This is a genomic window from Mesobacillus sp. MER 48, from assembly GCF_023714225.1.
Classification (GTDB): domain Bacteria; phylum Bacillota; class Bacilli; order Bacillales; family Cytobacillaceae; genus Mesobacillus; species Mesobacillus oceanisediminis_A.
In genome coordinates, this window is record NZ_JAMAUR010000002.1 from 696,022 (window position 1) to 722,903 (window position 26,882).

At 40.6% G+C, this 26,882-nt stretch carries 39 protein-coding genes and 1 tRNA gene; 32 read left to right on the forward strand and 8 right to left on the reverse strand.

The annotated features are described in order from the left end of the window. Nucleotides 1–41: 41 nt before the first annotated feature. The gene (locus M3593_RS09695) at nucleotides 42–212 is read right to left on the reverse strand and encodes an aspartyl-phosphate phosphatase Spo0E family protein (protein WP_144475963.1); all 171 of its coding nucleotides are present in this window, start codon (nucleotides 210–212) and stop codon (nucleotides 42–44) included. Between the two features lie 290 nt (nucleotides 213–502). Between M3593_RS09695 and M3593_RS09700 the strand changes: the two genes are divergently transcribed. The 11 genes from M3593_RS09700 to M3593_RS09750 all read left to right on the forward strand — a co-directional run bounded on the left by M3593_RS09700 (nucleotide 503) and on the right by M3593_RS09750 (nucleotide 6,925). Next, nucleotides 503–1,210 (forward strand): cytochrome c biogenesis CcdA family protein, encoded by a 708-nt coding sequence (locus tag M3593_RS09700; protein ID WP_251542327.1) that lies wholly within the window; start codon nucleotides 503–505, stop codon nucleotides 1,208–1,210. Between the two features lie 143 nt (nucleotides 1,211–1,353). Then, entirely contained in the window at nucleotides 1,354–1,713 is a 360-nt protein-coding gene (locus M3593_RS09705; RefSeq protein ID WP_283905115.1) for a response regulator, read from the forward strand. Between the two features lie 82 nt (nucleotides 1,714–1,795). Then, nucleotides 1,796–2,263, forward strand: a complete 468-nt coding sequence (locus M3593_RS09710) for a CcdC family protein (protein WP_251541775.1) — start codon at nucleotides 1,796–1,798, stop codon at nucleotides 2,261–2,263. Nucleotides 2,264–2,433: 170 nt separating this feature from the next. Then, nucleotides 2,434–2,976: an HAD-IIIA family hydrolase gene (locus tag M3593_RS09715; RefSeq protein WP_251542323.1), complete on the forward strand. Its 543-nt coding sequence runs from the start codon at nucleotides 2,434–2,436 to the stop codon at nucleotides 2,974–2,976. Between the two features lie 4 nt (nucleotides 2,977–2,980). Beyond that, complete coding sequence (locus M3593_RS09720; RefSeq protein ID WP_251541774.1) at nucleotides 2,981–3,121, forward strand: hypothetical protein; 141 nt, start codon at nucleotides 2,981–2,983, stop codon at nucleotides 3,119–3,121. Further along, entirely contained in the window at nucleotides 3,118–4,047 is a 930-nt protein-coding gene (locus M3593_RS09725) for a gluzincin family metallopeptidase (protein WP_251541773.1), read from the forward strand. Before M3593_RS09720 ends, M3593_RS09725 begins: the two co-directional genes overlap by 4 nt. 19 nt (nucleotides 4,048–4,066) lie before the next feature. Continuing rightward, complete coding sequence (locus tag M3593_RS09730; protein WP_251541772.1) at nucleotides 4,067–4,696, forward strand: class I SAM-dependent methyltransferase; 630 nt, start codon at nucleotides 4,067–4,069, stop codon at nucleotides 4,694–4,696. Nucleotides 4,697–5,061: 365 nt separating this feature from the next. Next, on the forward strand, nucleotides 5,062–5,511 hold the full coding sequence (locus M3593_RS09735) for an NUDIX hydrolase (RefSeq protein WP_251541771.1): 450 nt from the start codon (nucleotides 5,062–5,064) through the stop codon (nucleotides 5,509–5,511). 175 nt (nucleotides 5,512–5,686) lie between these two features. Beyond that, complete coding sequence (locus tag M3593_RS09740) at nucleotides 5,687–6,037, forward strand: hypothetical protein (RefSeq protein WP_251541769.1); 351 nt, start codon at nucleotides 5,687–5,689, stop codon at nucleotides 6,035–6,037. Further along, entirely contained in the window at nucleotides 6,037–6,525 is a 489-nt protein-coding gene (locus tag M3593_RS09745) for an NUDIX hydrolase (protein ID WP_251541768.1), read from the forward strand. Before M3593_RS09740 ends, M3593_RS09745 begins: the two co-directional genes overlap by 1 nt. Before the next feature lie 40 nt (nucleotides 6,526–6,565). Further along, entirely contained in the window at nucleotides 6,566–6,925 is a 360-nt protein-coding gene (locus tag M3593_RS09750) for a cupin domain-containing protein (protein WP_251541767.1), read from the forward strand. A 147-nt stretch (nucleotides 6,926–7,072) separates the two neighbouring features. Here M3593_RS09750 and M3593_RS09755 read toward each other — a convergent pair whose 3' ends face one another. Beyond that, complete coding sequence (locus M3593_RS09755; protein WP_251541766.1) at nucleotides 7,073–7,462, reverse strand: NUDIX domain-containing protein; 390 nt, start codon at nucleotides 7,460–7,462, stop codon at nucleotides 7,073–7,075. A 387-nt stretch (nucleotides 7,463–7,849) separates the two neighbouring features. Between M3593_RS09755 and M3593_RS09760 the strand changes: the two genes are divergently transcribed. From M3593_RS09760 to M3593_RS09790, 7 genes are all read left to right on the forward strand, one after another. Beyond that, nucleotides 7,850–9,034, forward strand: coding sequence for an FAD-dependent monooxygenase (locus M3593_RS09760; RefSeq protein ID WP_251541764.1), 1,185 nt, complete (start codon nucleotides 7,850–7,852; stop codon nucleotides 9,032–9,034). Between the two features lie 28 nt (nucleotides 9,035–9,062). Further along, nucleotides 9,063–9,458, forward strand: coding sequence for a VOC family protein (locus M3593_RS09765; RefSeq protein ID WP_251541762.1), 396 nt, complete (start codon nucleotides 9,063–9,065; stop codon nucleotides 9,456–9,458). 14 nt (nucleotides 9,459–9,472) lie between these two features. Beyond that, on the forward strand, nucleotides 9,473–9,712 hold the full coding sequence (locus tag M3593_RS09770) for a DUF3977 family protein (RefSeq protein WP_251541761.1): 240 nt from the start codon (nucleotides 9,473–9,475) through the stop codon (nucleotides 9,710–9,712). Between the two features lie 56 nt (nucleotides 9,713–9,768). Beyond that, nucleotides 9,769–10,242, forward strand: a complete 474-nt coding sequence (locus M3593_RS09775; protein ID WP_251541760.1) for an 8-oxo-dGTP diphosphatase — start codon at nucleotides 9,769–9,771, stop codon at nucleotides 10,240–10,242. Between the two features lie 19 nt (nucleotides 10,243–10,261). Further along, a complete protein-coding gene (locus M3593_RS09780; RefSeq protein ID WP_144475949.1) occupies nucleotides 10,262–10,762 on the forward strand; it encodes a GNAT family N-acetyltransferase in 501 nt (166 codons plus the stop codon). A 59-nt stretch (nucleotides 10,763–10,821) separates the two neighbouring features. After that, the gene (locus M3593_RS09785) at nucleotides 10,822–11,277 is read left to right on the forward strand and encodes a GyrI-like domain-containing protein (RefSeq protein WP_251541758.1); all 456 of its coding nucleotides are present in this window, start codon (nucleotides 10,822–10,824) and stop codon (nucleotides 11,275–11,277) included. 78 nt (nucleotides 11,278–11,355) lie between these two features. Beyond that, entirely contained in the window at nucleotides 11,356–11,721 is a 366-nt protein-coding gene (locus M3593_RS09790) for a DUF2500 domain-containing protein (RefSeq protein ID WP_251541757.1), read from the forward strand. A gap of 52 nt (nucleotides 11,722–11,773) precedes the next feature. Here the strand turns inward: M3593_RS09790 and M3593_RS24005 are convergent, their stop codons facing one another. Beyond that, nucleotides 11,774–12,022 (reverse strand): CBO0543 family protein, encoded by a 249-nt coding sequence (locus tag M3593_RS24005; RefSeq protein WP_283905390.1) that lies wholly within the window; start codon nucleotides 12,020–12,022, stop codon nucleotides 11,774–11,776. 132 nt (nucleotides 12,023–12,154) lie between these two features. On the opposite strand from M3593_RS24005, the gene M3593_RS09795 reads away from it, so the two are divergent. The 8 genes from M3593_RS09795 (at nucleotide 12,155) to M3593_RS09830 (ending at nucleotide 17,492) form a co-directional block, all read left to right on the forward strand. Beyond that, a complete protein-coding gene (locus tag M3593_RS09795; protein ID WP_251541755.1) occupies nucleotides 12,155–12,475 on the forward strand; it encodes a hypothetical protein in 321 nt (106 codons plus the stop codon). 247 nt (nucleotides 12,476–12,722) lie between these two features. Next, the gene (locus M3593_RS09800) at nucleotides 12,723–13,142 is read left to right on the forward strand and encodes a VOC family protein (RefSeq protein WP_251541753.1); all 420 of its coding nucleotides are present in this window, start codon (nucleotides 12,723–12,725) and stop codon (nucleotides 13,140–13,142) included. After that, a complete protein-coding gene (locus M3593_RS09805) occupies nucleotides 13,139–13,699 on the forward strand; it encodes an AAA family ATPase (protein ID WP_251541751.1) in 561 nt (186 codons plus the stop codon). Before M3593_RS09800 ends, M3593_RS09805 begins: the two co-directional genes overlap by 4 nt. An 85-nt stretch (nucleotides 13,700–13,784) precedes the next feature. After that, nucleotides 13,785–14,546, forward strand: a complete 762-nt coding sequence (locus M3593_RS09810; RefSeq protein WP_251541750.1) for an aminoglycoside phosphotransferase family protein — start codon at nucleotides 13,785–13,787, stop codon at nucleotides 14,544–14,546. An 11-nt stretch (nucleotides 14,547–14,557) separates the two neighbouring features. Beyond that, nucleotides 14,558–14,995 (forward strand): GyrI-like domain-containing protein, encoded by a 438-nt coding sequence (locus M3593_RS09815; RefSeq protein WP_251541748.1) that lies wholly within the window; start codon nucleotides 14,558–14,560, stop codon nucleotides 14,993–14,995. A gap of 49 nt (nucleotides 14,996–15,044) precedes the next feature. Next, nucleotides 15,045–15,782, forward strand: coding sequence for a class I SAM-dependent DNA methyltransferase (locus M3593_RS09820; RefSeq protein WP_251541746.1), 738 nt, complete (start codon nucleotides 15,045–15,047; stop codon nucleotides 15,780–15,782). A 5-nt stretch (nucleotides 15,783–15,787) separates the two neighbouring features. Further along, nucleotides 15,788–16,249: a GNAT family N-acetyltransferase gene (locus tag M3593_RS09825; protein WP_251541744.1), complete on the forward strand. Its 462-nt coding sequence runs from the start codon at nucleotides 15,788–15,790 to the stop codon at nucleotides 16,247–16,249. A gap of 1 nt (nucleotide 16,250) precedes the next feature. Continuing rightward, the gene (locus M3593_RS09830) at nucleotides 16,251–17,492 is read left to right on the forward strand and encodes a S41 family peptidase (protein WP_251541742.1); all 1,242 of its coding nucleotides are present in this window, start codon (nucleotides 16,251–16,253) and stop codon (nucleotides 17,490–17,492) included. A gap of 945 nt (nucleotides 17,493–18,437) precedes the next feature. Here the strand turns inward: M3593_RS09830 and M3593_RS09835 are convergent. After that, nucleotides 18,438–19,346 carry a nuclease-related domain-containing protein gene (locus tag M3593_RS09835; protein ID WP_251541740.1) on the reverse strand — a complete coding sequence of 303 codons (909 nt, stop codon included), beginning with the start codon at nucleotides 19,344–19,346 and terminating at the stop codon, nucleotides 18,438–18,440. Nucleotides 19,347–19,482: 136 nt separating this feature from the next. On the opposite strand from M3593_RS09835, the gene M3593_RS09840 reads away from it, so the two are divergent. Beyond that, a complete protein-coding gene (locus tag M3593_RS09840) occupies nucleotides 19,483–19,704 on the forward strand; it encodes a hypothetical protein (protein ID WP_144475937.1) in 222 nt (73 codons plus the stop codon). Between the two features lie 10 nt (nucleotides 19,705–19,714). Here the strand turns inward: M3593_RS09840 and M3593_RS09845 are convergent, their stop codons facing one another. Beyond that, complete coding sequence (locus tag M3593_RS09845; protein ID WP_251541738.1) at nucleotides 19,715–20,023, reverse strand: hypothetical protein; 309 nt, start codon at nucleotides 20,021–20,023, stop codon at nucleotides 19,715–19,717. A 74-nt stretch (nucleotides 20,024–20,097) separates the two neighbouring features. Between M3593_RS09845 and M3593_RS09850 the strand changes: the two genes are divergently transcribed. Continuing rightward, on the forward strand, nucleotides 20,098–20,274 hold the full coding sequence (locus M3593_RS09850; RefSeq protein ID WP_251541735.1) for a hypothetical protein: 177 nt from the start codon (nucleotides 20,098–20,100) through the stop codon (nucleotides 20,272–20,274). 18 nt (nucleotides 20,275–20,292) lie between these two features. After that, complete coding sequence (locus M3593_RS09855) at nucleotides 20,293–20,826, forward strand: P-loop NTPase family protein (protein ID WP_251541733.1); 534 nt, start codon at nucleotides 20,293–20,295, stop codon at nucleotides 20,824–20,826. 38 nt (nucleotides 20,827–20,864) lie between these two features. Here the strand turns inward: M3593_RS09855 and M3593_RS09860 are convergent, their stop codons facing one another. Beyond that, complete coding sequence (locus M3593_RS09860) at nucleotides 20,865–21,296, reverse strand: DUF2621 domain-containing protein (protein ID WP_144475934.1); 432 nt, start codon at nucleotides 21,294–21,296, stop codon at nucleotides 20,865–20,867. A 138-nt stretch (nucleotides 21,297–21,434) separates the two neighbouring features. On the opposite strand from M3593_RS09860, the gene M3593_RS09865 reads away from it, so the two are divergent. Further along, a tRNA-Sec gene (locus M3593_RS09865) sits at nucleotides 21,435–21,531 on the forward strand. Between the two features lie 329 nt (nucleotides 21,532–21,860). On the opposite strand, the gene M3593_RS09870 is transcribed toward M3593_RS09865, so the two are convergent. Beyond that, nucleotides 21,861–22,571 (reverse strand): FadR/GntR family transcriptional regulator, encoded by a 711-nt coding sequence (locus tag M3593_RS09870; RefSeq protein WP_251541731.1) that lies wholly within the window; start codon nucleotides 22,569–22,571, stop codon nucleotides 21,861–21,863. A gap of 197 nt (nucleotides 22,572–22,768) precedes the next feature. On the opposite strand from M3593_RS09870, the gene M3593_RS09875 reads away from it, so the two are divergent. Both M3593_RS09875 and M3593_RS09880 read left to right on the forward strand, forming a co-directional pair. Continuing rightward, on the forward strand, nucleotides 22,769–24,160 hold the full coding sequence (locus tag M3593_RS09875) for an FAD-binding oxidoreductase (protein WP_144475925.1): 1,392 nt from the start codon (nucleotides 22,769–22,771) through the stop codon (nucleotides 24,158–24,160). 4 nt (nucleotides 24,161–24,164) lie between these two features. Further along, nucleotides 24,165–25,139 carry a bile acid:sodium symporter family protein gene (locus tag M3593_RS09880; RefSeq protein ID WP_251541729.1) on the forward strand — a complete coding sequence of 325 codons (975 nt, stop codon included), beginning with the start codon at nucleotides 24,165–24,167 and terminating at the stop codon, nucleotides 25,137–25,139. A gap of 436 nt (nucleotides 25,140–25,575) precedes the next feature. Here M3593_RS09880 and M3593_RS09885 read toward each other — a convergent pair whose 3' ends face one another. Beyond that, nucleotides 25,576–26,568 (reverse strand): L-lactate dehydrogenase, encoded by a 993-nt coding sequence (locus M3593_RS09885; RefSeq protein WP_251541727.1) that lies wholly within the window; start codon nucleotides 26,566–26,568, stop codon nucleotides 25,576–25,578. Between the last annotated feature and the right edge of the window lie 314 nt (nucleotides 26,569–26,882).

The window sequence follows — 26,882 nt, forward strand, 5'->3', positions numbered from 1 at the left end:
AAAATAAAACAGCTACAACGCTTGCTGCGTTTAGCTGTTTTTTAATGGGCTGCAATTTTTTTAATATAGACGCGATTATATTCGTTCAACAATTCATCGAGTTCTTGGCTGTAATGAATGGCAATCGTGGAACTCAAGCCGTTCTTCGATGCAATTTCAATCAGCTCTTCTCGCTTCTTTTCTATAAGGGTGATCAGTTGCTCTTTAGACAATGTGAAAATCCTCTCTGTTATGTGTTTCAACAGTATATTATGTAAAATCGTTATAAATATAGAAATTATTACAAGTGCTATATTAGTATATAGCATATACTGGCAAATTTCAAAAGAAACATTTGTAAAATATTTTCCTGTAAAAATAAGACACTAAAGTTAATTACCCAGTTTTTTTAAAGTTAAACATCATTTTTATAGAATTAATAAATTGTTCACAGTTGAACTATGATAATAGTGAAAATAATTTGTTAGAATGGGACTATCGAATATGGACTGGAGATGGAATGATGTCAGATGTTAATATTTTTATCGCTATGGGAGCCGGCTTCCTAAGCTTTATTTCTCCATGCTGTTTACCGCTCTACCCCGCTTTCTTATCCTATATTACAGGTATGTCGGTAGGGGAATTGAAAAGTGAAAACGCAATGCTGCAAAAAAGGAGTTTGCTCCACACCTTGTTTTTCCTGCTTGGCTTCTCGGTCATTTTCATTGCAATCGGCTTCGGGACCTCTTTTGTAGGGCAATTTTTCATCCAGTACCAGGACCTTATACGTCAGCTTGGGGCAATTTTCATTGTGGCCTTCGGATTGATGGTGATTGGATTCTTTAAACCTGAGTTCTTGATGAAAGATCGTAAATTTGAGTTTAAGAACCGGCCATCTGGTTATTTTGGATCATCTTTGATTGGAATGGCATTTGCTGCTGGCTGGACACCATGTACTGGCCCCATTCTTGCATCTGTCATCCTGCTTGCAAGCTCCAACCCAGGCTCAGGCATGCTTTATATGATCGCTTACACTCTCGGATTCGCGATTCCATTCTTCATTCTTTCTTTCTTTATCGGAAGAATGCAGTGGATCCGCAAGCATAATATAAAAATAGTGAAAATCGGCGGTTATATCATGATTCTGGTGGGAGTCATGCTATTCTTTGACTGGATGACAAAATTGATTTCAGTTCTTTCCATGTTATTTGGCGATTTCACAGGATTTTAAAGATGAGATAATCCTCCGTTTTTGTATATGAGAATTTTGTCGGTGTCTTTACATTGAAAATAATGACTATTTATAGTTATATAGTAATTAAGGGGAATTTTTACAGATAAAATATACTTGTTGTGATTGTCGGGGAGGATATAATGGCCAGAATTTTGATAGTTGACGACGCAAAATTTATGAGGATCACCTTAACCAATATTCTGAGGAAAGCAAATCACGAAATAGTAGGAGAAGCTGAAAACGGACGTGAGGCAGTCATTCTATATCGCGAGCTTAAGCCCGATCTAGTGACAATGGATATAACAATGCCTGAAATGAGCGGCCTGGATGCAGTAAAAGAAATCAAAAAGGATTTCAAGGATGCAAAAATCATCATGTGCTCAGCGATGGGCCAGCAGAAGATGGTGGTGGATGCAATCGAAGCGGGAGCTAAGGATTTTATTGTCAAGCCGTTTGATGATTCCCAAGTAGTCGACTCAGTATCAAGAGTTCTAAGATAAATAATAGCCATTTAAGTGTATCTTAAATGGCTATTTTTCATTATAATAATAGGGTAATCTAAAAATAAGGGATGAAATATAGATGAATTATGTTCTGGCATCTACAGTTGGCGCAGTTGGAATGGCAATCTTCGTGACAGTCATGAGGATGAAGGCAGCAAAAAAACCAGCATCAGCCAAGAAAATCATTTTGCCGCCAATTTTCATGAGTACCGGTGCCCTCATGTTTATCTTCCCGATGTTCCGGGTGCATTTTTTACAGATTCTTGAGGCACTTACAGTAGGAATGTTATTCTCGATCCTGCTGATTAAAACTTCGCAATTTGAAGTGCGCGGCCGGGAAATTTTTCTTAAAAGGTCCAAGGCTTTTGTTTTCATATTAATCGGTCTATTGATAGTCCGCGTAATAGCCAAGCTCGTTCTCAGCAGTACCATAGATGTTGGCGAACTGAGCGGCATGTTCTGGATCCTGGCATTCGGAATGATTGTACCATGGCGGATTGCTATGTATATGCAGTACAAAAAGCTGCATAATGAATTGCATGGATGACCGGCAATAATTTATTGAAATCCACTCGCATGTTGCGAGGGGATTTTTTTATTGCATATATTCATGAAAAAGTGGACAGCGGCGAACTTTTTATAATAAATGGATATTCATCTAAAATCTGGAATGTTATGATTATAGTAATTATTCATTGGGAGAGATTGTTGGTGAAAATGAAAAGTTTTCAGGCAGTTTTTATCGACCGGGATGGTACTCTGGGTGGAAGTGATTTCGTCATTTTTCCGGGAGAATTTACATTGTTTCCGGGTGTTGAAGAATCTATTAAGCAATTGAAAAAGCGCGGGATCTTAGTCTGTTCGTTCACGAACCAGCCGGGAGTGGCTGACGAAGAAGCTTCTGTTGAAAGCTTTGACAGTGAATTGAAGGCATTTGGTTTTGATAGGGTTTACCTTTGTCCTCATCGTCATGGTGAAGGCTGCGAATGCAGGAAACCTGGTATTGGTATGTTGAAAAGGGCAGCGGAAGAAAACGGGCTGGATTTAAGAAATTGTGTCGTCATCGGTGATCGATGGACAGATCTACTCGCTGCTGATGAAGCAGGTTGCATGAAAATCCTGGTGAAAACTGGCAGCGGCAACCAGGCTTTCGAAAATTACCGTAACAAGGAGTACAAAGGACGCTGGGCTGAGGTGCAGCCTGACTATATTGCAGAGGATCTAAACGATGCGATCAACTGGCTTACTGTGGAGGAGTGAGGAAATGACAATCATCATTACCATCATGTTATTTGCATTTATGTTTGATTTTACGAAGCTGAGACAACAAAATGAGAAAATGATCGAGCAGAATGACAAGATTATCTCTTTGCTTGAAGAGCAAGTGAATAGAGGCAAGGAGTGAAGGGAGCTAAAAGATGGTTATGGCTGATCATCCCTGCAATCATCTTTGGTCTTTATTTAAGCAGATGGGTCGGAATGGCGAAATCCTTTCAAGATGAATTCAATGAGCGAACAGGTGAAAATTCAAGCTTTTTCGTGATTGCCAAATCATTTGTCAACCAGAACTTTGACAGTGAATTGGAAAAAGAGTATAAAGCTGCAGGTATGAACAAGCAGTATAAACATGTTTCCATTTACTATCAGGAAGAGAACAAAGAACTGATTCCCTTGACAATCGAAACGCTGAAATTGGCTGAAGAGAAATCAGGGGAACTTTTTGACAGATATGAAAACGTTCCTATCGATATGATTTTTATGAAAAAAGAAGATATTGTACAGATTTCTAAAATTGATGATGTCTCAGGTTATTATTCTCAGTTTGAGAAGGTCCTTGTTGTAAATGCTGACACAGAATATGTTGAAGGGATTTTACAGGGGGATGAAACACCACTGTATTTTTTTCAAAAATCGATTTTGCACGAGTATGCACATTACGCCACTTTCATTAAAATAACTGGAGCGGAAACCTATGGTGGACTTTTTCCGACCTGGTTCCTGGAAGGGATAGCTGAGTATGTTGCAAACGACAAAACAGAAGTTGACATCGGTTTAATTCCATACGAAACACAGCCCCTTGAGGAAATCAGCTGGGACGATGATTTTCATGAAGTTCGTCATGCTGGCATCTCAGAACCCTATTTGCAAAGTTATTTTACTGTAAATTATCTGATCCAAGAATATGGGATAAATGTAGTGAATGAATTGATTTATAAAACAAAAGAAACAGAGGATTTCTATGAGGCGTTGGAACAGGTGACCTGGAAGCCGGTAGCTGTATTCGAAAAGGATGTATTTGACTATTATCAAAGATTGGATAGCGTCAGATGAGAACAGAGGAGGAAAGTCCATGTTAAGCAAACAGGGCTTTGATTTATGGGCGAATGGCTATGATAAGACCGTGCAGGTAAGCGAGGAAAGCGGAGTCTACCCATTCGCTGGGTATAGGGCTATTTTAAATGCCATTTTTAAAAAAGTGATGGGGAAAGAAAATGCGAGGGTTTTAGATATCGGTTTTGGTACAGGAGTTTTGACATCCAAGCTGTATGACCATGGACATCAGATCGATGGAATAGATTTTTCATCACGGATGATTGCACTCGCTCAACCCAAGATGCCGAAGGCCAACTTGATCGAATGGGATATTACAAACGGACTGCCTGAAGATATTAAGGCAAAGAAGTATGATTACATTGTCAGTACATATGCATTGCATCATTTAACCGACGAGGAAAAAAGACAGTTTATTAGAATATTATTGCCAATGCTTGAGGAGAAAGGAAAAATCTTGATTGGGGACATCGCTTTTGATACTAGACAAGAGCTAGAAACCTGCAGACATGACAGTATTGATTTCTGGGACGAAGATGAATTTTACTTTGTTTTTGATGAATTGCAATCTATGTTGAAAGAGGAATGCAAGTTGGAATTTCAGGCGATGTCCCACTGTGGCGGTGTCATTATAATTACTAGAACATAATAAAATGTACTTAGCACTGCCCGATTGGGTAGTGCTATTTATCGTGAGAGGGCAAGAACATGAGGAGTTTTCTTTATAGCGTTGAAGATGGACAAAAGGAGTGAGAATCAGAGGAAAAGTGTCCGTCACTGCCATGATGACGGACAGAAAGGGTGAGAACCAGAGGAAAAGTGTCCAATATAGCCTTTATGACTGACAAAAAGAGCGAGAACAAGAGGAAAAGTTTCTCTTATAGCAGAGATTAACGGACACAATTTAGAATTACTAGCAGTTAATTTCTATATTAAATATGGGAAAAAGAAGGAAATGCTAAGCCGCTGTCGAATCTTGTTTAACTAGTTAATTTTTACCTATTGGAGGTTGTCATGGGATATATCGAGGATTTGCGGAAGGTGATTGGCCACCAGCCGCTTATTTTAGTGGGAACAGCAGTGGCAGTGATCAACGAAAATGAAGAGTTTTTATTGCAGAAACGTCACGACGGACAATGGGGTGTTCCAGGAGGTTTTCTTGAATTAGGGGAGTCGACAGAGGATGCAGGCAGACGTGAAGTGTTCGAAGAAACTGGGCTCGAAATAGGGAGACTAGAACTGGTTGGAGTTTTCTCGGGTAAGGAGTACTACGTAAAGTTGCCAAACGGGGATGAGTTTTATTCGGTAACGGTTGCGTATATGACTAGGGATATTAAAGGTGGAGAATTGAAAGCAGATGGAGTGGAAACGGAAGAGACCCGCTTTTTTCATGTGAATGATTTGCCAGAGAAGCTGAATCCGATGATTAAGAATCTTATGAAGCAATATACACTAGCAGACTAGGGTCATGCAGTAAAAAGTAAAAAGAAAATTAGTCAGTTTATATACTGGTGAACTCTTTGCGGTTTTTACCTTTGCAAACATTTAGATCATATATATCCAGCTTTTTGAATGGTCGATTCCATACTTAGGAGCATTCTCTTCCATTTATGCCTTTGGATTGCTGGAGTTTATCTTGATGCAGGGAAGTTATTACTGGTATTTGAAGCTGCAACAGTTGAAACAGGACAATTTGTCCAGGCTGCCGGCTAAAAAGCTTAAATTATTTTCCTTATTTAAAAAGATGAATGCATTTTTCATATTTATAGGTTTGTTTATATTGGCCTATTTGATGATTCGCAATCAGTTGGAGCGGTATTGGTTTCTTTTTCTATATCTGTTTGCTGCCATTGAATATATTAATTACTATTGCATCCGCCTTTCCTATCAGACGTTAGAGGAACTGAAGGAATTGAAGCGGCAAAAAGGGTTTCGCAGATCCAGTCTGGCAAGAGAATTGGACAGCTTTTACAAAGGGGAGGAACAGTGATGGACGCTACATTTTACATGGAAAAGACGGTTTTTAATTATCGTGTCGCAGCTGTGATGATAGTTAACAACCATATACTCATACATAGGCAGGCAGACGATGAACACTGGGCATTGCCAGGTGGCAGGGTCACTGTAATGGAAGATTCACAAACCAGTATTGTAAGAGAAGTAAAGGAAGAATTGGGAATAGACGTCAAAGTGGATCGGCTGTTATGGTTTACCGAAAACTTCTTTGACTACAAACATAGAGATTTTCATGAAATTGGCTTGTATTATCATGTATCACCATTGGAAGGCAGCTTCGATTTTCAAGCAGATGCGTTCATTGGGGAAGAAGGAGAACGATTAGTTTACCAATGGGTGCCAATCAGCCAACTTGCAAAGATAAAGCTGTACCCCGAGTTTATCAGAACCTCTCTTCATGCAGTGCCTGAAACTCCTCAGCATTTGATTGTAAAGCAATATAGTATCAGGGCTGGAAAGTGAACGCGGTCCGGGGTTGTTGAAAAGGAATGGAGGTGGCAAAATGGAATTCTATAATTTTAAAAAGGACATTGGAGGGGCCATCACAAAATTTGATTCGGACTTTGTGATGTCAAGGATTGTAAGGACAGTGAACGCAACCCATATTGGGTTTATGTATCTAGATGAGAATGGGATCATCGGTTTTCATCAGGCAACCATGCCGCAGCTATTGCTGGTGGTAAGCGGCTCCGGCATTGTTCGCGGAGAATCGGAAGAATACTTTAAAGTAGAGCCTGGCACTGCAGTATTCTGGCAAAAAGGCGAGTGGCATGAAACAAAGACAGACAAGGGTTTAACTGCAGTGGTCATAGAAAGCGAAGAGTTGAATCCGGCCTCTTATATGGCAAAGGTGGAAAGCTGATTTCTGGCATGAATGTATAGAGAAGTTTTTACGGGAAAATGGACTGTGTCTTTTTATCTATTATAAAAATAAGCGGTAGGAAGGTTTGAAATAATTCAAACCTTCCAGCCGTTATATATTAGAACAAATATGTGAATGCGGATGGATTTAAACTACTATTTTCAAAGCTTCTAAAACTTTTGAAACATGCAGGTCATCTTTCATGGATTCCAGTGAGTGCCACCGTACTTCACTTAATGTTTGGCTCTCGCCATACTCTGGGTCACAACCGAGGATAGGTTCTTGATGGTTCATTTGGCGGACAAGGAAACACTGCTCTTCACCACCGCTGTATTGACCGGTGAAAAGATAATCCACTACTTCTACATCCAAATTCACTTCTTCTTTCACTTCTCGAACGACCGCATCTTCGAACGTTTCATCGGCCTCTAAACCACCGCCTGGAAGTGTCCAGAACTCTCCATCAGGGTAGACATGTTTGGTCATAAGGATATTATTTTCATTAATGATAGCAGCAAAAGCTCTTGGTCTAGTCAATAGTTAGCACCTCTTTGGATTAACTTTACATAATTTTACCATATGCGAGGGTGGATGTTCTCTATAAAAGGTCAATTCAGAAACTAGTTTAAAAAAAACGACTCTTTCAGACAAACTGGAGCGTCCAGAAGTGAGTAGTGTCCGATAGAAGAGGTCTATAGAACAAATCGAACCGTGCAGCGTGAAAAAGTGTCCGATAGAAGGGCTCTAAAGGACAAATCTAGCCGTGCAGCGTGGAAAAGTGTCCGATAAACAGACTCTATCAGACTAACGGGAACGTGCATGAGCGAAAAAATGTCCGATAGAATCTAACAACGCTGTCATACCAAACAAAACCAGTGAAGAAAGAATATTCAATACGGGATTGGATAGAAAGGAGCGAGGCAGATGTCTTTAGCAATGAACAAACCTGAGATAACGATTATAGGTGCTGGTATTGGAGGTTTATCTGCCGCGAGTGCCTTGCAGCAAAAGGGATTGATGGTAAAAGTCTTTGAGAAAGGTACAGAGCTGAAAGAAACTGGTGCAGGCATTGTGCTGGCAGCCAATGCGATTAAGGTATTGGAAAAGTTAGGGGTTGCCAATCAAGTGCGTCAAGCGGGTTCACCAGTGAAGAAGGCAGAAATTAGAACCTCTGATGGCAGACTCATTGTGAACATGCCGGTCCATAAACAGGCCGAGCGGTATGACACTTATAGTTATTTGATTTACCGGCCGGATTTGCAAAGGATTTTATATGAAAAATTAACACCTGATAGCGTTGTGTTTGGGAAAAAGTTTTCAGGGCTGAAACAGGAGGGGAAGAAAGTCACCAGTTTTTTTGAGAATGGTGAGATGGATATTGCAGATCTTTTTATCGGAGCGGACGGTGTTCACTCAAGGGTGAGAAAGGAAATTGTTGAGGATTCTCCTTTGCGTTATTCAGGCTTCACCGCTTTCAGGGGGATATCTTATTTTGAGGATGATCGTTTCCCAGTGGAGCTCGGTGGAGGCTTTGAAGCTTGGGGAAGGGGTAAAAGGTTTGGTTTTTCTCATTTAGGAAAAGGTCGCGTGTTTTGGTTCGCAGCGGTGAACATGCCAGAAGGGACTCTAATAACGACAGAAAAGATTAAAAGCGTTGTTCTACAGCATTTTAAGGGTTGGTGGGGTCCTATAGAAGCAGTCATTGAATCAACTGAAGAATCGAAAATCCTTGTACATAAGATTTTTGACAGAAAGCCAGTTGATGATTGGCATAAGGGAAGAGCTGTACTTTTGGGAGATGCAGCACATCCGATGCTTCCGAATCTCGGTCAGGGTGGAGCCCAGGCGATGGAGGATGCGCTAGTCCTTACAAATTGTCTAGAACAATATCCAAGGGAAATTGAAAAAGCACTGAACCAATATGAACAATTGAGGAGTTCCCGTACTAAAAAAATTGTTCAAAGCTCCAGGATGATGGCCAGAATGATGCAACTCGAAAATTCGGCCGCGATTAGATTACGAAATCTCCTGCTAAGAAGTACACCAGACGAAATGAAAATCAAAAGGCTGGACTGGGTTCTTGGATATGAGGTGCAAAATTGGAAATGAATCATTAAAGACAAAGGAGGAAATAAAAGTGATTTTTGAAATGACGTATCAGGTGCGAGTAACAGATTTTGAAGAAGGTTTGCGCTGGTATAAAAATTTACTTAATAAAGAGCCGGATTTTACCCCTCATAGTGGGTTTGCTGAATGGGAGTTGATTCCCGGGGCGTGGCTTCAGGTAGCGGAAGGGAAACCTGCGGAAGGGTGCGGCCCATTGCGTTTGGGAGTAAGGTCGCTTGAGGGTGAACGATCTCGATTAGTCAGGGAACTAGATGTTGAGCTATTTGAGATTTACGAGAGAGAAGAAGTTCCTGTTAAGTGGGCGACTTTTTCCGATCCTTGGGGAAATCAGATTGGTTTCTTTGAATATATTGATGAGAGGGAAATGCATAAAAGAATAACGGCCATTTTAGGGAGTAAGAAATAAGGAGATATCATCAGTTGAAATATATCGAGGCAGGCATCGGAAACAGATGGGTGGTAAGGACTGAAATTGAAATGGAGTACGGAAATGAATATGAAGTGAGGGGAATACAGGGACCCATTCATTTTCAATCGGCATATATAAGATTTTGGCTATGGAAAACAGTGTTCATATTGGATTGCAGGGAAGGTTTTAAAAGAGTACATAAGAAAGATAAGAATTTTAAACTGCTTATAGGTATCGTATCCAGGTATTAGGGTTGTTTTTAAAAGAAACGTAATGAGATGAAAGTAAAGAAGTATAAGGAGATTATATGAGCGATCAAGTAAACTATAAGATTTGGACGATGTGCATGATCCAAAATGGAGATAAAGTATTACTCCTCGACCGTCAGCATGATCATTTCAAGGGTTATCTCCCTCCTGGAGGAAAAGTGGATTTTCCGGAAAGCATTGTTGAAGGTGCTATAAGAGAAGTGAAAGAGGAAACAGGGCTCGACGTAAGCAATTTAAAATATAAGGGTCTTTATGAATATGTGAATCCTGCCGTGAGGGACAGGTATATGATTTTCCATTATATTACTACTGATTTCAAAGGGGAACTCCTAAAGGATGGTCCTGAAGGAAAAGCAGTTTGGGTAAGCATTGAAGAAGCCTGCCATTTGCCCATGCAGGAATCAGTTAGAAGAAGGTTTCCGTTGTTTTTTCAGGAAGGGATTTTCGAAATACAGGTAGTATGGAATCATGCTGAGAACAAAGAGGGCAGGGTTTCTATTAATATATCATAAAATACTAGGGGAGTTCTGGATGTCAATGGCTAAAAAAGAAATGGTTTCTCTGCAGCTTTATAATAATGAATTCAAAAGTCGCTTATTGAATTACGCTTTGCTAGATGAACAGAGGAGATTCACTGCTCTTCCTGCAGAAGCTCTGGAAAAATGTGATGTAGAGCCAGACCGGCATCCAGTTGTCATTCTTTATGATAGGCATCCGGCGGGATTTTTTGTGCTTCATGGCTGGGAGGGAGCGAAGGTGTACAGTGAAAACAAGAATGCAATGCTGCTAAGAGCCTATTCCATCAATCTTCCTTATCAAGGAAAGGGTATTGGTTCAGAATCAATCCGGTTATTGAAACAATTTACAAACGACCACTTTCCTTTAGTGAATGAAATAATACTGGCTGTAAATCACTCAAATGTTATAGCGCAAAATGTTTACAAAAAAGGCGGCTTCGTTGACCAAGGTAAAAGGGCTATGGGAAGAGAAGGAGAAATGTTTATTTACCATTTGCATTTAGAGGAATTTTAATCTTTAAAATTCACGCATAGTAATGTTATATCAAGCAGCTATGAGGGGAGGAATAGGCTATGACTGAAATCAAGCAGTGTTCAGAAATTAAACTAGTAGGCATCCGGGTATTCTGTCCTGGTAATGAATATATCGAGGAAATTCCGAAAGCATCAAAGCAATTGAGTGAGCGAGTACATGAAATAAAGAATGTATTAAATCCATCTTTGCAGCATGGGGCTTTTGTTGTTGACAGTTGTTCAGACGAGGAGGATGGTTATTGGGTTTGTGTTGAAGTATCTGACTACGAGGACATTCCTGAAAACATGGTGACCCTGAGGATTCCAGCACAAAGATATGCGGTCATACGGCACAAAGGATCTAATGGAAAAATAAGAGATACATATAGCAAGCTTCATCAATGGATTGAAGGAAACGGATATCGAAGATTGATGGATCAATGGCATTTGGAAGTATTTCATGACTGGTCGAATCCGAAGGAAATCGAAGTTGAACTGATGGATACGATAATGTAATTGGAAATGATTTGAATCTTTTTTCTTATATTTTCGTAAAGATATATAAGCGTTGAGTGACAAGGGGGAGGATGGCTCATGATAGAAGAACCAATGGGAATGGATTTTATGTTTACGTTTGGCCCTATTTTTATAGGAGCGGTCTTTATATTGGTATTCGGCATAATAATTTTTACGATTATCAAAAGTCTAGGTACCTGGAGTAAAAATAACCAATCACCACGCGTAAACTCATTCGCTAAAGTTGTAACCAAAAGAACGAGCGTGCGCGGAGGTGGAGAAACTGCAGCACGTAATGTTTATTATGTGACATTTGAGTTTGATAGTGGAGACAGATTGGAGCTTCATGTAAACGGACAGGAGTACGGCCAGTTGGTTGAAGGTGATGATGGAGAACTGACTTTTCAAGGAACGCGTTATTTAGGTTTTACAAGGCATCGATAATTGAAAATCGCTAAAGACCAAATCATCCTTTGATTTGGTCTTTTTCAGGATATTAATCTACTGAGAGATCATCTTTATTGATGATTCGGATGGTTGAAATGATTCCTCGGCATAACAATAATTTAATCGCTAAACTAATGAATGAGTGATACCATGTCCAACCCTTCCTCCATGTGATTAAATCTGTTTTTTTGGCAGCGAACGTCTCAATCAATACCTGGGGAATGGTGAAAGGAAATAGCTTTAGGACTATTCCAGCGGGCTTGCTGTTAAGAGTCCATTGATTATAATAAAGTAGCATTAAGGATAATGTACATAGCAAATGTACCACCTCATCATTAAAAATGTAACATGGGGGGGGAATTATCTGTTCAATAAAAATCCAATCTTTAGGGAATAATGCATACTAAAAGGTAAAAAAGAAGGTGAGACCTTGCCACGGAAAGCAGCAGAGAATCCTGATGTACAAGAAGCTGAGGGTCCGGAAAAAGAAATCCAGCAAGACAAAGAAAATAATGAAATTGAAAAATTAAATAAAATGTTGGCAGCCGTACTTAATTATATTTCCGATGATGAAGTCGAGGTTATTGACATCGAATATTTGCTTAACAACACGGAGGGTCTCCGGGACTGGTGGGATCAATATCGTGAAAGAAACAGAAAAGAGATCGAATCAGAAATATCACAAGCACTTGGCGGCCTTTCAATCGAGGAGTTAGAGGAACTAAGGGAGAAAATCAAGGGGAAAGAGTGAGTTTTTTTCTTATCCTTGGATGGTTCTTGTCTATAATTTTTTATAGGCCCCGCAGTTACTTTCACTATGGCAGGTGGAAAGTTTTATATTGTTTGCTGGGATTTTAAAAATTCATACAACGACTGGATATAAGATTGAGCTTAAAGCACACTCGTTTTGGGTGTGTTTTTTTAAATATGGAATTTTTAAACAAATAAGAAGGGGATATCAGTGAAATAGAGAATCTTTATAACAGAGGTGGAGGCAATTGAAAAATCAATTAATCAGAGTCGGGACAATTTACATACCGGTAATAGAACCAGAGAAATCATCGGATTGGTATAAGGATATGCTTGGTGCAAGTTTAAATTATCTGGATGAAGATAAGGCAATTATGAACTTGGCTGATATTAGTCTGTTTTTGGTGAAGTCTCCGGGTGAAAGTTCAAACTTTAAGGATGTACATGGATCAGAAAGGTTCATTCTTACTTTTGAGGTTGATGGTGAAGACACTCTTGAAGCGATGCATGCTGATTTTATTGAACGAGGAATGAATGTCGGTGAGATTGAAAACCGGGGACATGCTGGCCGCAATTTTGTTTTTTATGATCTCGATGGAAATAAATTCGATGTATGGAGTGAGCTAAGCAAAGAGTATAAAAAGAGGATGGAAGTGGAGTCAATATGAAGTTTGTCTTAATATTTGGCCCGCAGGCGGTAGGGAAAATGACAGTGGGGCATGAACTGGAAAAAATAACTGATTTAAAACTTTTTCATAATCATATGACGATTGAGTTGGTAAATCCCTTTTTTGACTATGGGACAAGGGAAGGGAAAAGGCTAGTTGGCCTGTTTCGAGAAGAGCTCTTTAAAGCTATGGCAAAAAGTGATCAAAGCGGAATGATTTTCACGTATGTCTGGGCGTTTGATATAAAGGAAGACTGGGAGTATGTCGAGAAAGTTTGCCAATTATTCGAGTCAGAAGGCGGCTCGGTTTATTTTGTTGAGCTTGAGGCAGACCTGGAAGAGAGGCTCGTAAGAAACAGAAGTACATATCGGCTGGAGCAAAAAGCTTCCAAGCGAAACATAGAACGGTCCGAAAACGATTTGCTGAAATCAATGGATCAGTATCGCTTAAATTCATATGAAGGTGAAATTGAACGAGCGAACTATATTCGGATTAATAACACCAATTTAACTGCAGCCGAGGTTGCCAGTTTTGTCAAACTTCATTTTAAATTGTGATCTGGAGTTAAACCTATATTAATAAATAGAAAGAACAGAACAGTAACTAGATTCAAACGAGGCGGAATGGGGGAGGAACTTACTTATGAGCGGCAGCGAAATTTTATTCGCGGGTCTTTTGGAGGATGCAATTGAGATCGTAACACTTCCTGAACAAGGGTGTACCTCTCAGGTTAGGAAAGTTGTTACACCTGATGGCATGTATATTATGAAAAGTGCATCTAAAGTCAAATACCGAGAATGGTTAAAGTCAGAGGCAGAAGTGCTTCAAACTTTATCCCACCAAAATTCCATTCCTGTTCCGAAGTATTATGGTTTCGTCGAGGAAGAGGATGCCAGCCATTTGCTGATGTCTTTTGAGGATGGAATTACATTGACTGCTGCATTAAAAAAGGCCGGGACTATGAAGGAAAAACAAAGGCTGGTGAGGAGTTTTGGTGATTTTATAAAACAGCTTCACGAGCAAGAAGCCGGTTTGAAATCAGAAACAGACTGGCTCGAAACCCAGTTGATGAGGGCTCGATTATACGCTGAGTCTGGACAAGCTGATGGCAATTTAACATTATTGAAACAGTTGGAAAGAGATAAACCGCAGAAGGTAAAACAAACGACCATCCACGGAGATTGCACCTCAGATAACGTATTGGTGGTGGATGGAGAGGTCCGTTTGTTTATCGATGTTGCTGGTATGACGCTTGGGGATCCTCGTTATGATGAATCTCTGGCGATTCGAAAATTCAGGGATAAGCCGGAAATGCTGACTTCTTTTTACGAAGGATATACCAGATACCGAGTATCAGATGAAGAATACCTTTACTTTAAAGAAGGTTTATACGAATTTTTTTAGGAGGATCAAATATGTGCCAGGTTGTGAACAGGGAATTTAAAGTGATTGGGATGAAACATAGTGGGCCATTTGAAAGTTTTGCACAGCTGGTACCTCAGGCGGCACAGCGATTTTTACAGCGTATTCCGAACTATGAGGGAACCGAAGTGACAGTTTATGAGCCAAAAGTAAGTAACAGTCATGCTGAAGGGATCTTTTACGTTGGTATCCTTGTGGAGAAAAAGCCTGTATCCGTGCCGGAGGAAATTGAATTCTTAGAAATTCAGCATAGTTACGGAATGATCTCTGGGAAAGGGAATGAAATCGGAAAATTGTATTCAACACTTGATGAGTGGATCGATGGACAGGGATATCAAAAGGAACTGGATGGAAACTACATAATTGAAACCTATCATCCTGTTGGGAATGATATAGAAATGATAGAAATCTATATTCCAATTCACTCCTAATATGATAAAATATCGAAGATTTAACTTATTAAGGCAATGGAGGGGTTATATGGAGTATAGAGGGTCATCGGCTTATGAGGAAGAGGATTTTTTCCAGAATTACATGAAGAGAAGAACACGGCCTCAAAGTCCAAATAATAGTATAGAAAAACCAATCTTGCTCGAGTTAAAGGGGAATGTGAAAGGTAAAAAGATACTCGATCTGGGTTGCGGCGATGCCGAGATAGGGGTTGAACTCCTGAGAGAAGGTGCTGGTGCATATATCGGGTTGGAAGGTTCCGAAAATATGATGCATGTTGCAGTGGGAAATTTGAAAGGCACTTCTGGCCAGATTTTGCACGCTTCAATGGAAGAATGGCAACCGCTGGCAGAGGAATATGATTTAGTCCTTTCTCGGTTTGCACTGCATTATTTAGAGGACTTAGGCAGTATTTTTACAAAGGTTCACGACTCGCTGATCCCCGGCGGAAGGTTTGTTTTCAGCGTTCAGCACCCGGTACTCACCTCCTCCTCGAAAAGTGCTGAAGGCAGCGGCAGAAGAACTGACTGGATTGTGGATGATTATTTCAACCAGGGAGAACGCTCTGAACCGTGGATTGGGAAAAAGGTAATCAAATACCATCGGACAGTAGAAGAATACTTCAAGCTCATAGTGGAAGCAGGCTTTATAATAGAAGATTTGAGAGAAGGGACTCCGGAAGCTGAAAACTTCCCCACCAGGGAAGAATACGAGCGGAGGATAAGGGTTCCGCTGGTATTGATGTTCGCTTGCAGGAAGCAGGGCTAATTGGTATGGAAATCCGATCAGCAGAGATAGAGGATGTTAGTGAAATCCTGTCTGTGTTAAATGCAGCTTCGCTTTCACTACACCAAAAAGGTGTGAATCAGTGGAATTACCCATGGGATGAAAAACAGCTGCTGGAACAGGTTGGATTTTTGTATGTTGCATCAGTTGATGGAAAAATTATCGGGACATTTGGCATTAAAGATGTGGGGCAATGGCATATTGAGGGAGCCGTAAAATACTTATACCAGCTAGCTCTACACCCCGATTACCAGGGAAAAGGATACGGTGCTGATCTTGTGTCCTGGGCATGTCAAAAAGCACGAGGTTTCGGGCAGGAACTGTATCTGGATTGCTGGGCAGGAAATGAAAAGTTAAAAAGCTTTTACAGCGAGAATGGCTTTGAATGTATCGGAGATTTTCCTGTGGAGGACTATTACATAAGTATTTTTAGATGCAGGGAGGGATAGTATGGATGCCATTTTTAAAGATATCGTCCATATTATGCATCATGATTATGCAGGGTGGAAGGACAAGCAGGGGTGGGATCGGCCGGAGTATTTTCTTGAAAAGGTAAAGGAAGATGACTTTGGCAGTGTCGTAAAAGAATATTTGCAAGACTTCAAGGATAAGCATATTTATTTTGAGGACCGTAACGTGGAGAAGGAAGCCACGCAGGACAGAGGGTTTAAGGTAAGAAGGTATGAGGACAAGCTTTATGTCACCGAGGTGGGAGCTGAGAAGCGGCTTGTAAAAGGTACGACTTTTACTTCGATTGGTGGATGGGCGATATCGGAGCTAAGGGAGCGGCATGCGAGCCTATTGAGTGAGAGCCATGCCGAACGGGAAAACTGGGGGCCGATTCTTGAGCTATATGAGTATGGTGTAAAGGATTCCGGGAGTGAAGTTTGGTTTCATTTTTATCCAAAAGATGACTATCAGCCAGTATATTCTGTAGAGAAGTTGAATGATAGGACACTGTTGTTGACGATGACAGACTTTGCGGATCCAGATTCTATAATCAGGATGATTGATGAGCATAAACATCTCCTTGAGTCTTTGGAAAACTGGATTATAGATGTCAGAGTGAATTATGGAGGTAGTGATGCAAGCTATTTTAACCTCTTGCCCTATTTGATGCCAGAAGAAGGAGTAGAACTGGCGGACCCAGAAGAAAGAATGCTATTCAACTGTACCGAGGCCAACACAGAACGGCAGCTAGAAATGGTAGAGGAGCAGATGAAAGGCGTACAAGATGTACAGACCATGGTTTTCTTGAGAGCATGGCAGAGGGAATGGGAACGAAATGACGGGAAAGGTTTTGTGGAATTCGATTTTGGTGATTTTATTCCGGATACTTTTGTAAAAGGAAAGTCTGTGCCTAAATCGATTGTTGTGATGACGGATGTTTTTTGTGGAAGTGCAGGTGATTCGTTTGTGGAAACTTGCATGAAGTCCAGCAAAATTACCGTTATTGGAAGACCAACGGCAGGGCTGAACGATTATGCTAACCTGGCCATCCAGAGGTGGGATGAAGGATATGAACTATGGTATCCAACCTCGCGTTTGTCCAGAATTGATCTTGGTCGTGGTATGACAGGAGTAGGGATTGAACCTCATATTTATATTCCATGGTCGCCACTCCATTTAGAAGAAGATGTGGACCTTGCTGCGGCTTTGAAGCTGGTATCCTCTAACTTAACTAGATATTAATAGAATTTCAGGTAAAAAGTTTACAAAATAGCCGAATTTGCTTCATTTCATCTTTACAATACTGTGCTAAAGTATAGATGGAAGGGATCTCATAATATAAGGAGTGTTGGCGATGGTTTACAAAGTCATCATTAATTTCCTATTGGTATGTGCCCACTTCTATCTGCTTTAACAGATATTAAAAAATCCTTAACAAATTCAGGCAACGGATTTTATATTTCTCCATTAATATAAATACTAGGCAGGATAGCAAGTGTGGCTATCGAGGCAATCAGCGAAGGTGGGGCTGGTTGTTTTTTTGTTTGATTCGTGAATTATGTCGAATCAGATAAAGACGCAGGAAAGTGATGCTCAATGGGAAAAGTTCCTGTCAAAGGACAGAATGATAAAAAAAGTGTTAATTATAGAGGTGCTGACCGTCAAAAAGAGGCAGGAAAAAGGAAAAAACGTCCGTCATAGAGCTCATGATGGACACAAAATGCAGGAAAAGGAGAAAAAGTGTCCGTCATAGAGGTCATGACGGACAAAAAAGGCAGGGAAAAATGAAAAAGTGTCCGTCATAGAGGTCGTGATGGACAAAAAAGGCAGAAAAAAATGAAAAAGTGTCCGTCATAGAGGTCGTGACGGACAAAAAAGGCAGGGAAAAAGGAAAAAAGTGTCCGTCATAGAGGTCGTGACGGACAAAAAAGGCAGGGAAAAAGGAAAAAAGTGTCCGTCATAGAGGTCGTGACGGACAAAAAAGGTAGGAAAAAATGAAAAAGTGTCCGTCATAGAGGTCGTGACGGACAAAAAAGACAGGGGAAAAGGAAAAAGTGTCCGTCATAGAAGCCATGACGGACAAAAAAGGCAGGGAAAAAGGAAAAAGTGTCCGTCATAGAGGCCCTGATGGACAAAAAATGCAGGACAAGGAGAAGAAGTATCCGTCCTGTCATGAATAAGGATGTTTCAATGATACTTTCTCCATTGTTTACTGCCTTTTGTGTCAAAGTTCTTAAGTAGAATCCTTCTAATCTTCTTTTTTGAATTAATTACCTTACACCATTCCTGAATAGTGTTAGAAGTGATTTCTTTGTTAGGAAAAAGTATCATAAGTTCTGAAACTGTCCTTATCACGGCTGACTCTATCAACTCTCTCCTCCCACAATCATCACACTCTAGAAACTTATGAGAAGCTGTCACCGCAAAAGACTCACATTCCAAACAAGTAATCCCTTTCTTGAGTTCATCATAATGAAAGGAAGGTAGTTTATTGGATAAGCTGTCAGTTTGATGAATGGAGACTAGTTTGCTTGCAAGTTTATTATGGTTGGTGGATACTTTTCCGGGTTGGTTATTGAGATGATTGAGGAGTCGTTTGATTTGGGTGGGAAAAATGAATGGGAGTTCGGGTTGTGCGTGATACAGTGTGAACTCGGGGTTAACGAAAACGACGGAGCCTTGAAGCTTAAAGTTGTAGCCGAGTTGATTCAACAGCTTTTTAAAAAGCAGCTTAGTGCGATTAAGTTGATCAAGGGGATTCTTCATTGATGCTCCGGTTGTAGTCGAGGTAAGTCCTTCTTGTTTGTACAGGTAATCTCCGTGGTTGTTTTTTATTTCAAAAACGTATAACGTGTCAGCGAATATAATTAGAGTATCTATCTGAAAGGTTGCTTTCTCTACTTCGAGCAGCAATTCATTCAAAATTAAGCAGTTGCTTGTCAGTGTCTCTGTCATGGCATCGAATTGTAATTCGCCTTGATATCCTTTTTCGAGGTTCGATAGGTACCTTTTTTCCTCATCTGATAACGCAAGTCTTTTATTTAAAATTCGCAGTTTTGATAAAATGATGGGTTCATTCCGCTCCTTAAAAGCCACAATCATCTTCCTTCCTTTAATTAGTCACCACCATCATACTATTTTACCAATCTAAAAATATTGAATTTTTTGTGAACTGTTCAACCCTCACTGAATACAATGATAAGACCACTTGATTCAGTCAGGAGGAGCCGAGATGTCTTTGAAGTTTTATGCATTTTTTCTGAAAGCCCTTGGTCTTGCTGTTTTCCTTGTACCGATGTTCATGAAGGGAATGGGATATATTGCGACCATTTCACCTTCAGTTATGTTTAGTTTAATTGCTATTGGAGTTGTTCTCCTAATCGCAGGGAATGTGTGTGAGGTAAAGGCTATGCGGTCCGGTGCCTATAGCAGGCGGAGAAGAAGAATAAGGTGAGAAACGAGTTTCAGATTCTGAAACTCGTTATTTTTTTAAAAGAAAACAAGAACCAAACGAGCAGGTAGATGTATCCTGCAATGGTGAAAATGGCCCATAGTGCTCCATGTTTGAATTCCTTTGCTAAAAATTCGAATTCATTCATCTCAAGGGGCCTGCCAATGCTATTCATCAGGCTGACCATAGGCACAGAAATGATCAGCAATATCACAACCATTGCAAGGGCAACCTGTTTTTTCTTGATGACCATATAAATGGCCCTGACGAAAATCGTCATTAACAGCAAATAGTAAAAGATCCAGAACCCGATCTCTATCATGAAAATCCCTCCCTCATGAATTCTATCATTTTTTCATGTTAGATTGTGGTAAAATTGGTTGAGAGGTGAGCAATTTGATTGTTATCAATATTTGGTTGATAATCATTTTAGTGGTTGCGTTTCTCGCTGCAGTTGGAGCCTGGCTGAATACAAGGCTGATTTTAAAAGAATTGGCTATCATTAAAGCACATATAGGCATAAAAGAAGAAAGAACACCGTCAGTTTTTGACAATGATCTCGACAAAGACTAATTGACAGGGTGAAAGATAGTGACGAAAATACATATGATTGGCGGCCCGGGTAGCGGGAAAACATACATAGCGGCAAAACTTTCAAAAATGCTTGGGGTTCCAAAGCATGATTTGGACAGCGTTTTTTGGGATCAAGATTCTGAGTATTTCGGTTCCCAAACTCCTCCGGTAAAAAGGGCCGAAATGCTGAAAAAGGTTCTATCGGAGGATAAGTGGATTATCGAAGGAGTGTATTATAGCTGGCTTGAAGAAAGCTTCCGGCAAGCTGACTATATTTTTGTGTTTAAGACGAATGTGTTCGTCCGCGACTGGAGAATTGTGAAAAGGTTTATTTTAAGAAAAGCAAAGCTGGCACATTCTCCGCGAAAAGAGAACCTAAAGACGCTGATCGATTTGCTTAAGTGGAACCACCAATATGATGGCAACAATCTGGTAGAGTCAATCAAGCTGATGAAGCCATACAAGGACAAAGTCATCATACTGACGAAGAGTGATGATGTATTCAAACTTTTCGTCAAGCGAAAAAAGAAACGTTCCGGAGGAGCAGCTTAACTACAAGCGAAAAAAACTGCCTTATCGCTAAGGCAGTTTTAAAACAGGCTTTCAAATGGAGCGGTGCTGATTTGTTTTTCAGCAAGACGCTTTCGCAAAAATTTATGGTCCCGCTTTGGTGTAGCCAGTATATAGCCGCGGATGACAAGCTCCTGCGTAATCTTATCCGCATTTTCCTCAATCGCAAGCTCACCGATTTTACCGGCAATCTTGTGCCTAGCCACATCTCTGAACAATTCAGGAACCGGACTTACCAAATCTTCGAGCAATTCCTTCTGATCATCAGGCCACATGTGCCTCGTCTGATTCACATAATACTCTTCCCAGTCCATATCCGATTTGCCGTCGTCCTTAGGCAGCTTTTTCAAAAACTTGCGGAACATGAAATATCCGCCAATCGCGAATAAGCCAACCAATACTACGACCCAGAATAAAATAAACCATAAAAACCAACCTTCAAGCTGATACATAACCATTCACCCACGCATTTCTAATATCTTTACTTATTATAGTATCAGCGGTCAAGGGAAGACAAGTCTTGTGACAATTTGAGTAACTCTCTTGTAAAATCAACAGCTTGTAAGTATAATAGACCTTGTTCTTCAAATGGGGCTGAATGGGGTACTGGTGTCCTCCACGGTCTTCAAAACCGCTTGTGACCTGCGTGCCAGGTTAGCTGGGTTCGATTCCCAGGCGGTCCCGCCATTTTTTCGATATACTTATCGGTTTTACCTGTTTTTTTTAAATGATACTACTTGGCTTTGGACAGTGTGCGCTTTTAATACATACACAATTATTCCTTCTATTAAATACATAACAGTATAAACGTTTTAGAACCTGCCAAAAATCCAACTATCAGATATGATGGGTGGATTTTTTTCTGTTTTAATCTTAAGCCGCACTCTAAGAAGTAGTATTCAAAATAAACGGGCAGATGAACCTATAGTCAACTAAAAGTGAGTATCATCATCTATTACAGCTCTATAGATATCAGCAATACTATCCACAAACCTAATCCTGCCTTAAAATCCATCTCATTTCCCTAGATCAACCACCATCGACTCTAACAGTTCTTCTCTAATCCTTGTAATATGATCTTCCATAAGTTCCTTGGCTCTATTCGCATTTCCGGAGGCTATCGCTAGATAGATTTCTTTATGCTCGTCGAGTGTATCTCCGTACCGAGAGGGATCTTTAAAGCGATGCTTTTGGGTAGCCCTGATGGTATCTTTCATATGTCCGCTAATGGTATGTATCAGTTGTATAAATATGGAGTTATGGGTGGCCTCGACAATTCCGATATGAAAGTCAAGATCCGCATTAAGCCCCAACTCAGGATCCTGTAGGGACTGTGCCATATTGTTGAGAGCCGTCCGCAGCTTTTCAAGGTCTGCTGAAGCAGCTCTTTTTGCGGCGAGGAAGGCTGATTCAACTTCTAGGGCGCGCCTAAGTTCCAGCGTTTCATAAACAAGTGGTGTCTCAGCTTTGACAGCTGCAATAATTTCTTCTTTTCTCGATTGGAAGTCAGAAATTTTAACGTAGCTTCCGCCTCCTTGGCGGATTTCTATTACCCCGTTTTGTTCCATGGTCCTCAGGGCTTCTCTTATGGTTGTCCGGCTGACGTTTAATTGGCTTGCCAATTCTCTTTCTGAAGGCAGCCTTTCACCTTGTTTAAGATTTCCTGTCAAATAGCGTTCAGTAATTTTATCCACTAAAACTAGATAGGTCTTTTTCTTCTCCGCCATTAACCGTAGCCTCTTTTCAAAATAGTTCTCAAATACTGTCCTAAATTTAACAGACGTAAAATCTAATAATCAAGACAAAAAGTTTTGAAAGAATTATTGAATTTTTCTGATAAGTTAGTATAATTGACTTTAACTTGTTGGACCAATTTTATCTTTGGTCTGACCAAATTCATTGTGGCAGAAAGAAGGAGTATTGGATGGAAACAGCTAGTATGAACATCGTACATGCTTTAAAGGAGATCCTTTCTGAACAGCAGGTATCGGAAAATCAGTCAGTAAGGGAGTTGCATGGCCGGGATGAATCATACCATAGGGAAAGTCTTCCCGATCTTGTTGTTTTTCCGGAAACAGCACAGCAAGTCAGTGAAATTGTACACCTTGCAGACAAATATAAAGTCCCAGTGGTGCCTTTTGGGCTTGGAACCAGTCTAGAGGGTCATGTCATACCATACGAACATGGCATCACAATCGATTTTTCGCTTATGAATAAAATCGTGGAAGTACGTGAAAAGGACTTCCTTGTCAGGGTACAGCCTGGTGTGACAAGGTCGCAGCTGAACAAAGAATTGAAAAAATATGGCCTGTTTTTCTCTGTGGATCCTGGAGCAGATGCGACGCTGGGTGGAATGGCAGCGACAAATGCAAGTGGAACGTCTTCGGTCAAATATGGGGTCATGCGTGACCAAGTACGTGATCTTGAAGTGGTGCTTGCGGATGGTTCGATTATACATACTGGAAATTTGGCCGCCAAGTCTTCATCAGGATACCATTTGAATGGTTTATTTGTTGGTTCGGAGGGTACTCTTGGACTCTTTACGGAACTGACTTTAAGAGTATATGGGATTCCTGAGCATGTGATGGCGGCAAGAGCTTCTTTTCCTTCATTGAACGATGCGGTAGAAGCAGTTGTTTCGATTTTACAGTCAGGTGTGCCGATTGCCAGGGTAGAGCTTGTCGATGAACCTTCCATGAGGCAGGTGAACCTGTTTAGTGAAACTAGCTATAGTGAAACTCCAACACTATTTTTGGAGTTTCACGGGAATGAAGCGGGCTTGAAGCAGGATATAGCGTTCACAACAGAAATCGTTGAAGATCATCATTGTCTGGATATTCAGTTTGAAACAGATAATGCAGCGAGGAATCGGTTATGGGAGGCGCGGCATAATCTTGCTTATGCTTATATCCATGGGCACCCTGGTAAGAAAATGATGGTGACGGATGTATGCCTTCCGATTTCAAAGCTGTCAGGCGCAATAAGCCATGCAAGGGTAGCAGTCGATTCACTCGGTCTTACCGGCGGAATTCTCGGTCATGTGGGGGATGGAAACTATCATGTTCTCCTGATGATTGATATGAGTAATCCTGAGGAGATTAAAAAGGCTGAGGACCTCAATGAACAAATTGTCCTCTATGCCCTTAAGCAGGGTGGAACCTGCACGGGTGAGCATGGAGTGGGTGTCGGCAAGCAAAAATATCAGCAAATTGAACATGGACCAGCATTGGCGGTTATGGAGAAAATCAAAAAGGCCCTTGATCCGGATAACCTTTTGAATCCAAATAAAATCTTGAATAAAAAAGAAAGAGTGTGATGATATGAAATTATTAGAGGCGGTAAGTACTGTTGCAGGAAAATATTTTGCTGTTTGGGTAATTTTAATATCGGTGATTGCGTTTATGGTTCCAGACCCATTTTTAGGCCTGGGAAGCTATATCACCATCCTGCTTGGCGTAGTCATGTTTGGAATGGGGCTCACATTGAAGGCAGTCGATTTTAAAATCATCTTTACGAAACCGCTGCCTGTGTTCATCGGAGTTTGTGCACAGTTCGTCATCATGCCGTCCGTTGCTTTCGCCATTGCAAAACTAATGAATTTGCCGGCAGAATTGGCAGCCGGCCTGGTACTGCTCGGATCTGTACCAGGGGGAACTGCTTCTAACGTTATGGTGTACCTGGCAAAGGGAAATGTACCATTATCTATTGCCATGACCTCCGTTTCAACATTATTGGCTCCAATCATTACACCGTTGCTTTTGCTTTTGCTGGCAGGTCAATGGATGCCGGTTGATGCTGTAGCCATGTTCACGTCCATTGTCCAAGTAATTATTGTTCCCATTGTTTTAGGACTGGCAGTTAAGAAATTTTTCCCTGTTGCAGTGGAAAAAAGCTTAGCAGTTTTACCGCTTATTTCAGTTGCGGCGATTATCACGATTGTGGCTGCTGTCGTTTCCGGCAATGCGGCAACTATTGCCGGATCAGGGTTGTTGATCTTTACCGCTGTCATGCTTCACAATGGATTCGGACTTCTGCTTGGCTATTTTGCAGGAAAAGTGCTTGGTCAGGATGAAGTAAATCGAAGAGCGATTGCGATTGAAGTTGGAATGCAAAACTCAGGACTTGGCGTTGCCCTTGCGACCGCACACTTCGGGCCGCTGGCTGCACTTCCAAGTGTTCTGGGAGCTGCCTGGCACAATATTTCTGGACCAATACTTGCCACTTACTGGTCTAAAAAACCTGCTGTCAGCACAGAAGAGAAGAGCCCAGTCCGTCCAGTCGAAGTCAAGCTATAGAAATGAAAATAGGTGCCTAATCCCGGTAAAGATATATAAGGCAGGGGGCAGGCACCTATTCTATGTTGAGAACGTTGGATTTGATAGCGAATTTGAAGGTAGTCGACAAAAGACTGAAAAACAAGAAGAAATTAGTTAGAGAAAACTTATAAGTTTTTAATTTAGACATGCTTGGGCTTGAAAAAATTAAAACATAGAAAGAAAAATCTCACCTATAAAACCGTACCGGAAATTGAAAATAAGTATCGATTTGTTTTGACAAAGGCAAGGGGAAGGGATGACCGTATTAAAAAGTGGAGGATTGAAGATATAAACCTTTAAAAAAAGTAGAATTACATGACTTCTAACGTGCTTTGAAGATAAACATCTATGCTTTAGGAAATATAAAAAAAAGACGAACAGTACAAATCCTGTTCGCCTTAAAAGAAATGTAACATCACCCAGGAATTTTAGAATTCTGAGTTTTGCCTGTCTTTGCAACTTTCATCGCTGCTTTGATATACTCCGCTGATTCATGCAGCCATTTAAGTTCTTGTGAGTCGAGAGTAATTTCTAATTGTTTTTCTACGCCATTTCTGCCGATGATACATGGCATACTTAATGCAACATCTCTATCGTATCCATATTGCCCGTGTAATGTTGTGGACACCGGGTAAACGCTGCGTTCATCCAGCATTACTGCCTTTGCCAGTGTAACAGCAGCTTGGGCAACACCTGCATTTGTCCACCCTTTTCCATTTAACACATCAAAGGCTGCCTTTACAACTTGTTTTTTCAAACCTTCCCGACTTAATGGTTCTTTTCCCTGAAAAACTTGGTCGAGTTCATTTTCACCAAACCCTTGCACACTTAAGCGGCTTAAAACTGGGAAAGCTGTGTGTCCGTGTTCGCCCATCATATAACCTGTTACACTTTTTGGATCGATGTCATAATTAGTAGCGATTATTTTACGGAGACGTGCAGAATCAAGCATTGTTCCGGTTCCAAATATTCGTCCCTTCGGATATCCGAATTCATTTTCTGCTATGTACACCATGGTATCTAACGGATTTGTTATAAGAATTACGATTGCTTCTTTCGTATATTTAGTTATTCCAGTCATAACTTCACGAATTACCTCTGAATTGACAACAGCTAATTTGGCCCTGTCCGGCATTGTATCTTGATCACTTTTTATCATACTTGGACCAGCAGCACAGATAATTACATCTGCATCAGCACATTCGGAATAATCCCCGGTATAAACTGTTGTATTTGACATATAGGTAAGAGCGGTTGCATGCGCTTGGTCAAGGGCTTCACCATAAGCAATATCCTTATCTTTATCAATGACAACTATTTCCCTAAAAAGCCCCAATTTCATGGCATCAGCTAGAACATACGAGCCAACATGGCCAACTCCTACAATTACTAACTTATTCCTTTTCATGATTTACCTCCTGGTCAATTAATATCAATATTTTAACACAATTATGAAAATACTGAATATTTTTTAAGTACCTGACCGAATATTACTGTTTAAAATAATGAATTAGTCGAAATCGTAAAACAAGGTACCTGCCAGGCTAGAGGGATTCGATTCCCAGGCGGTCCCGACAAATACAAAAATAGTAACCGCTCCGAATGCTGAGCGGTTTTTTGTGTGAAGTATAGTTATTCCAAGGTTAATTGGAAAGATTAAGCACCTCGTCCAATTTAAGAGCAAAAAGTACGTCCCCCTACTTCTTTACAGTATAATAGAGA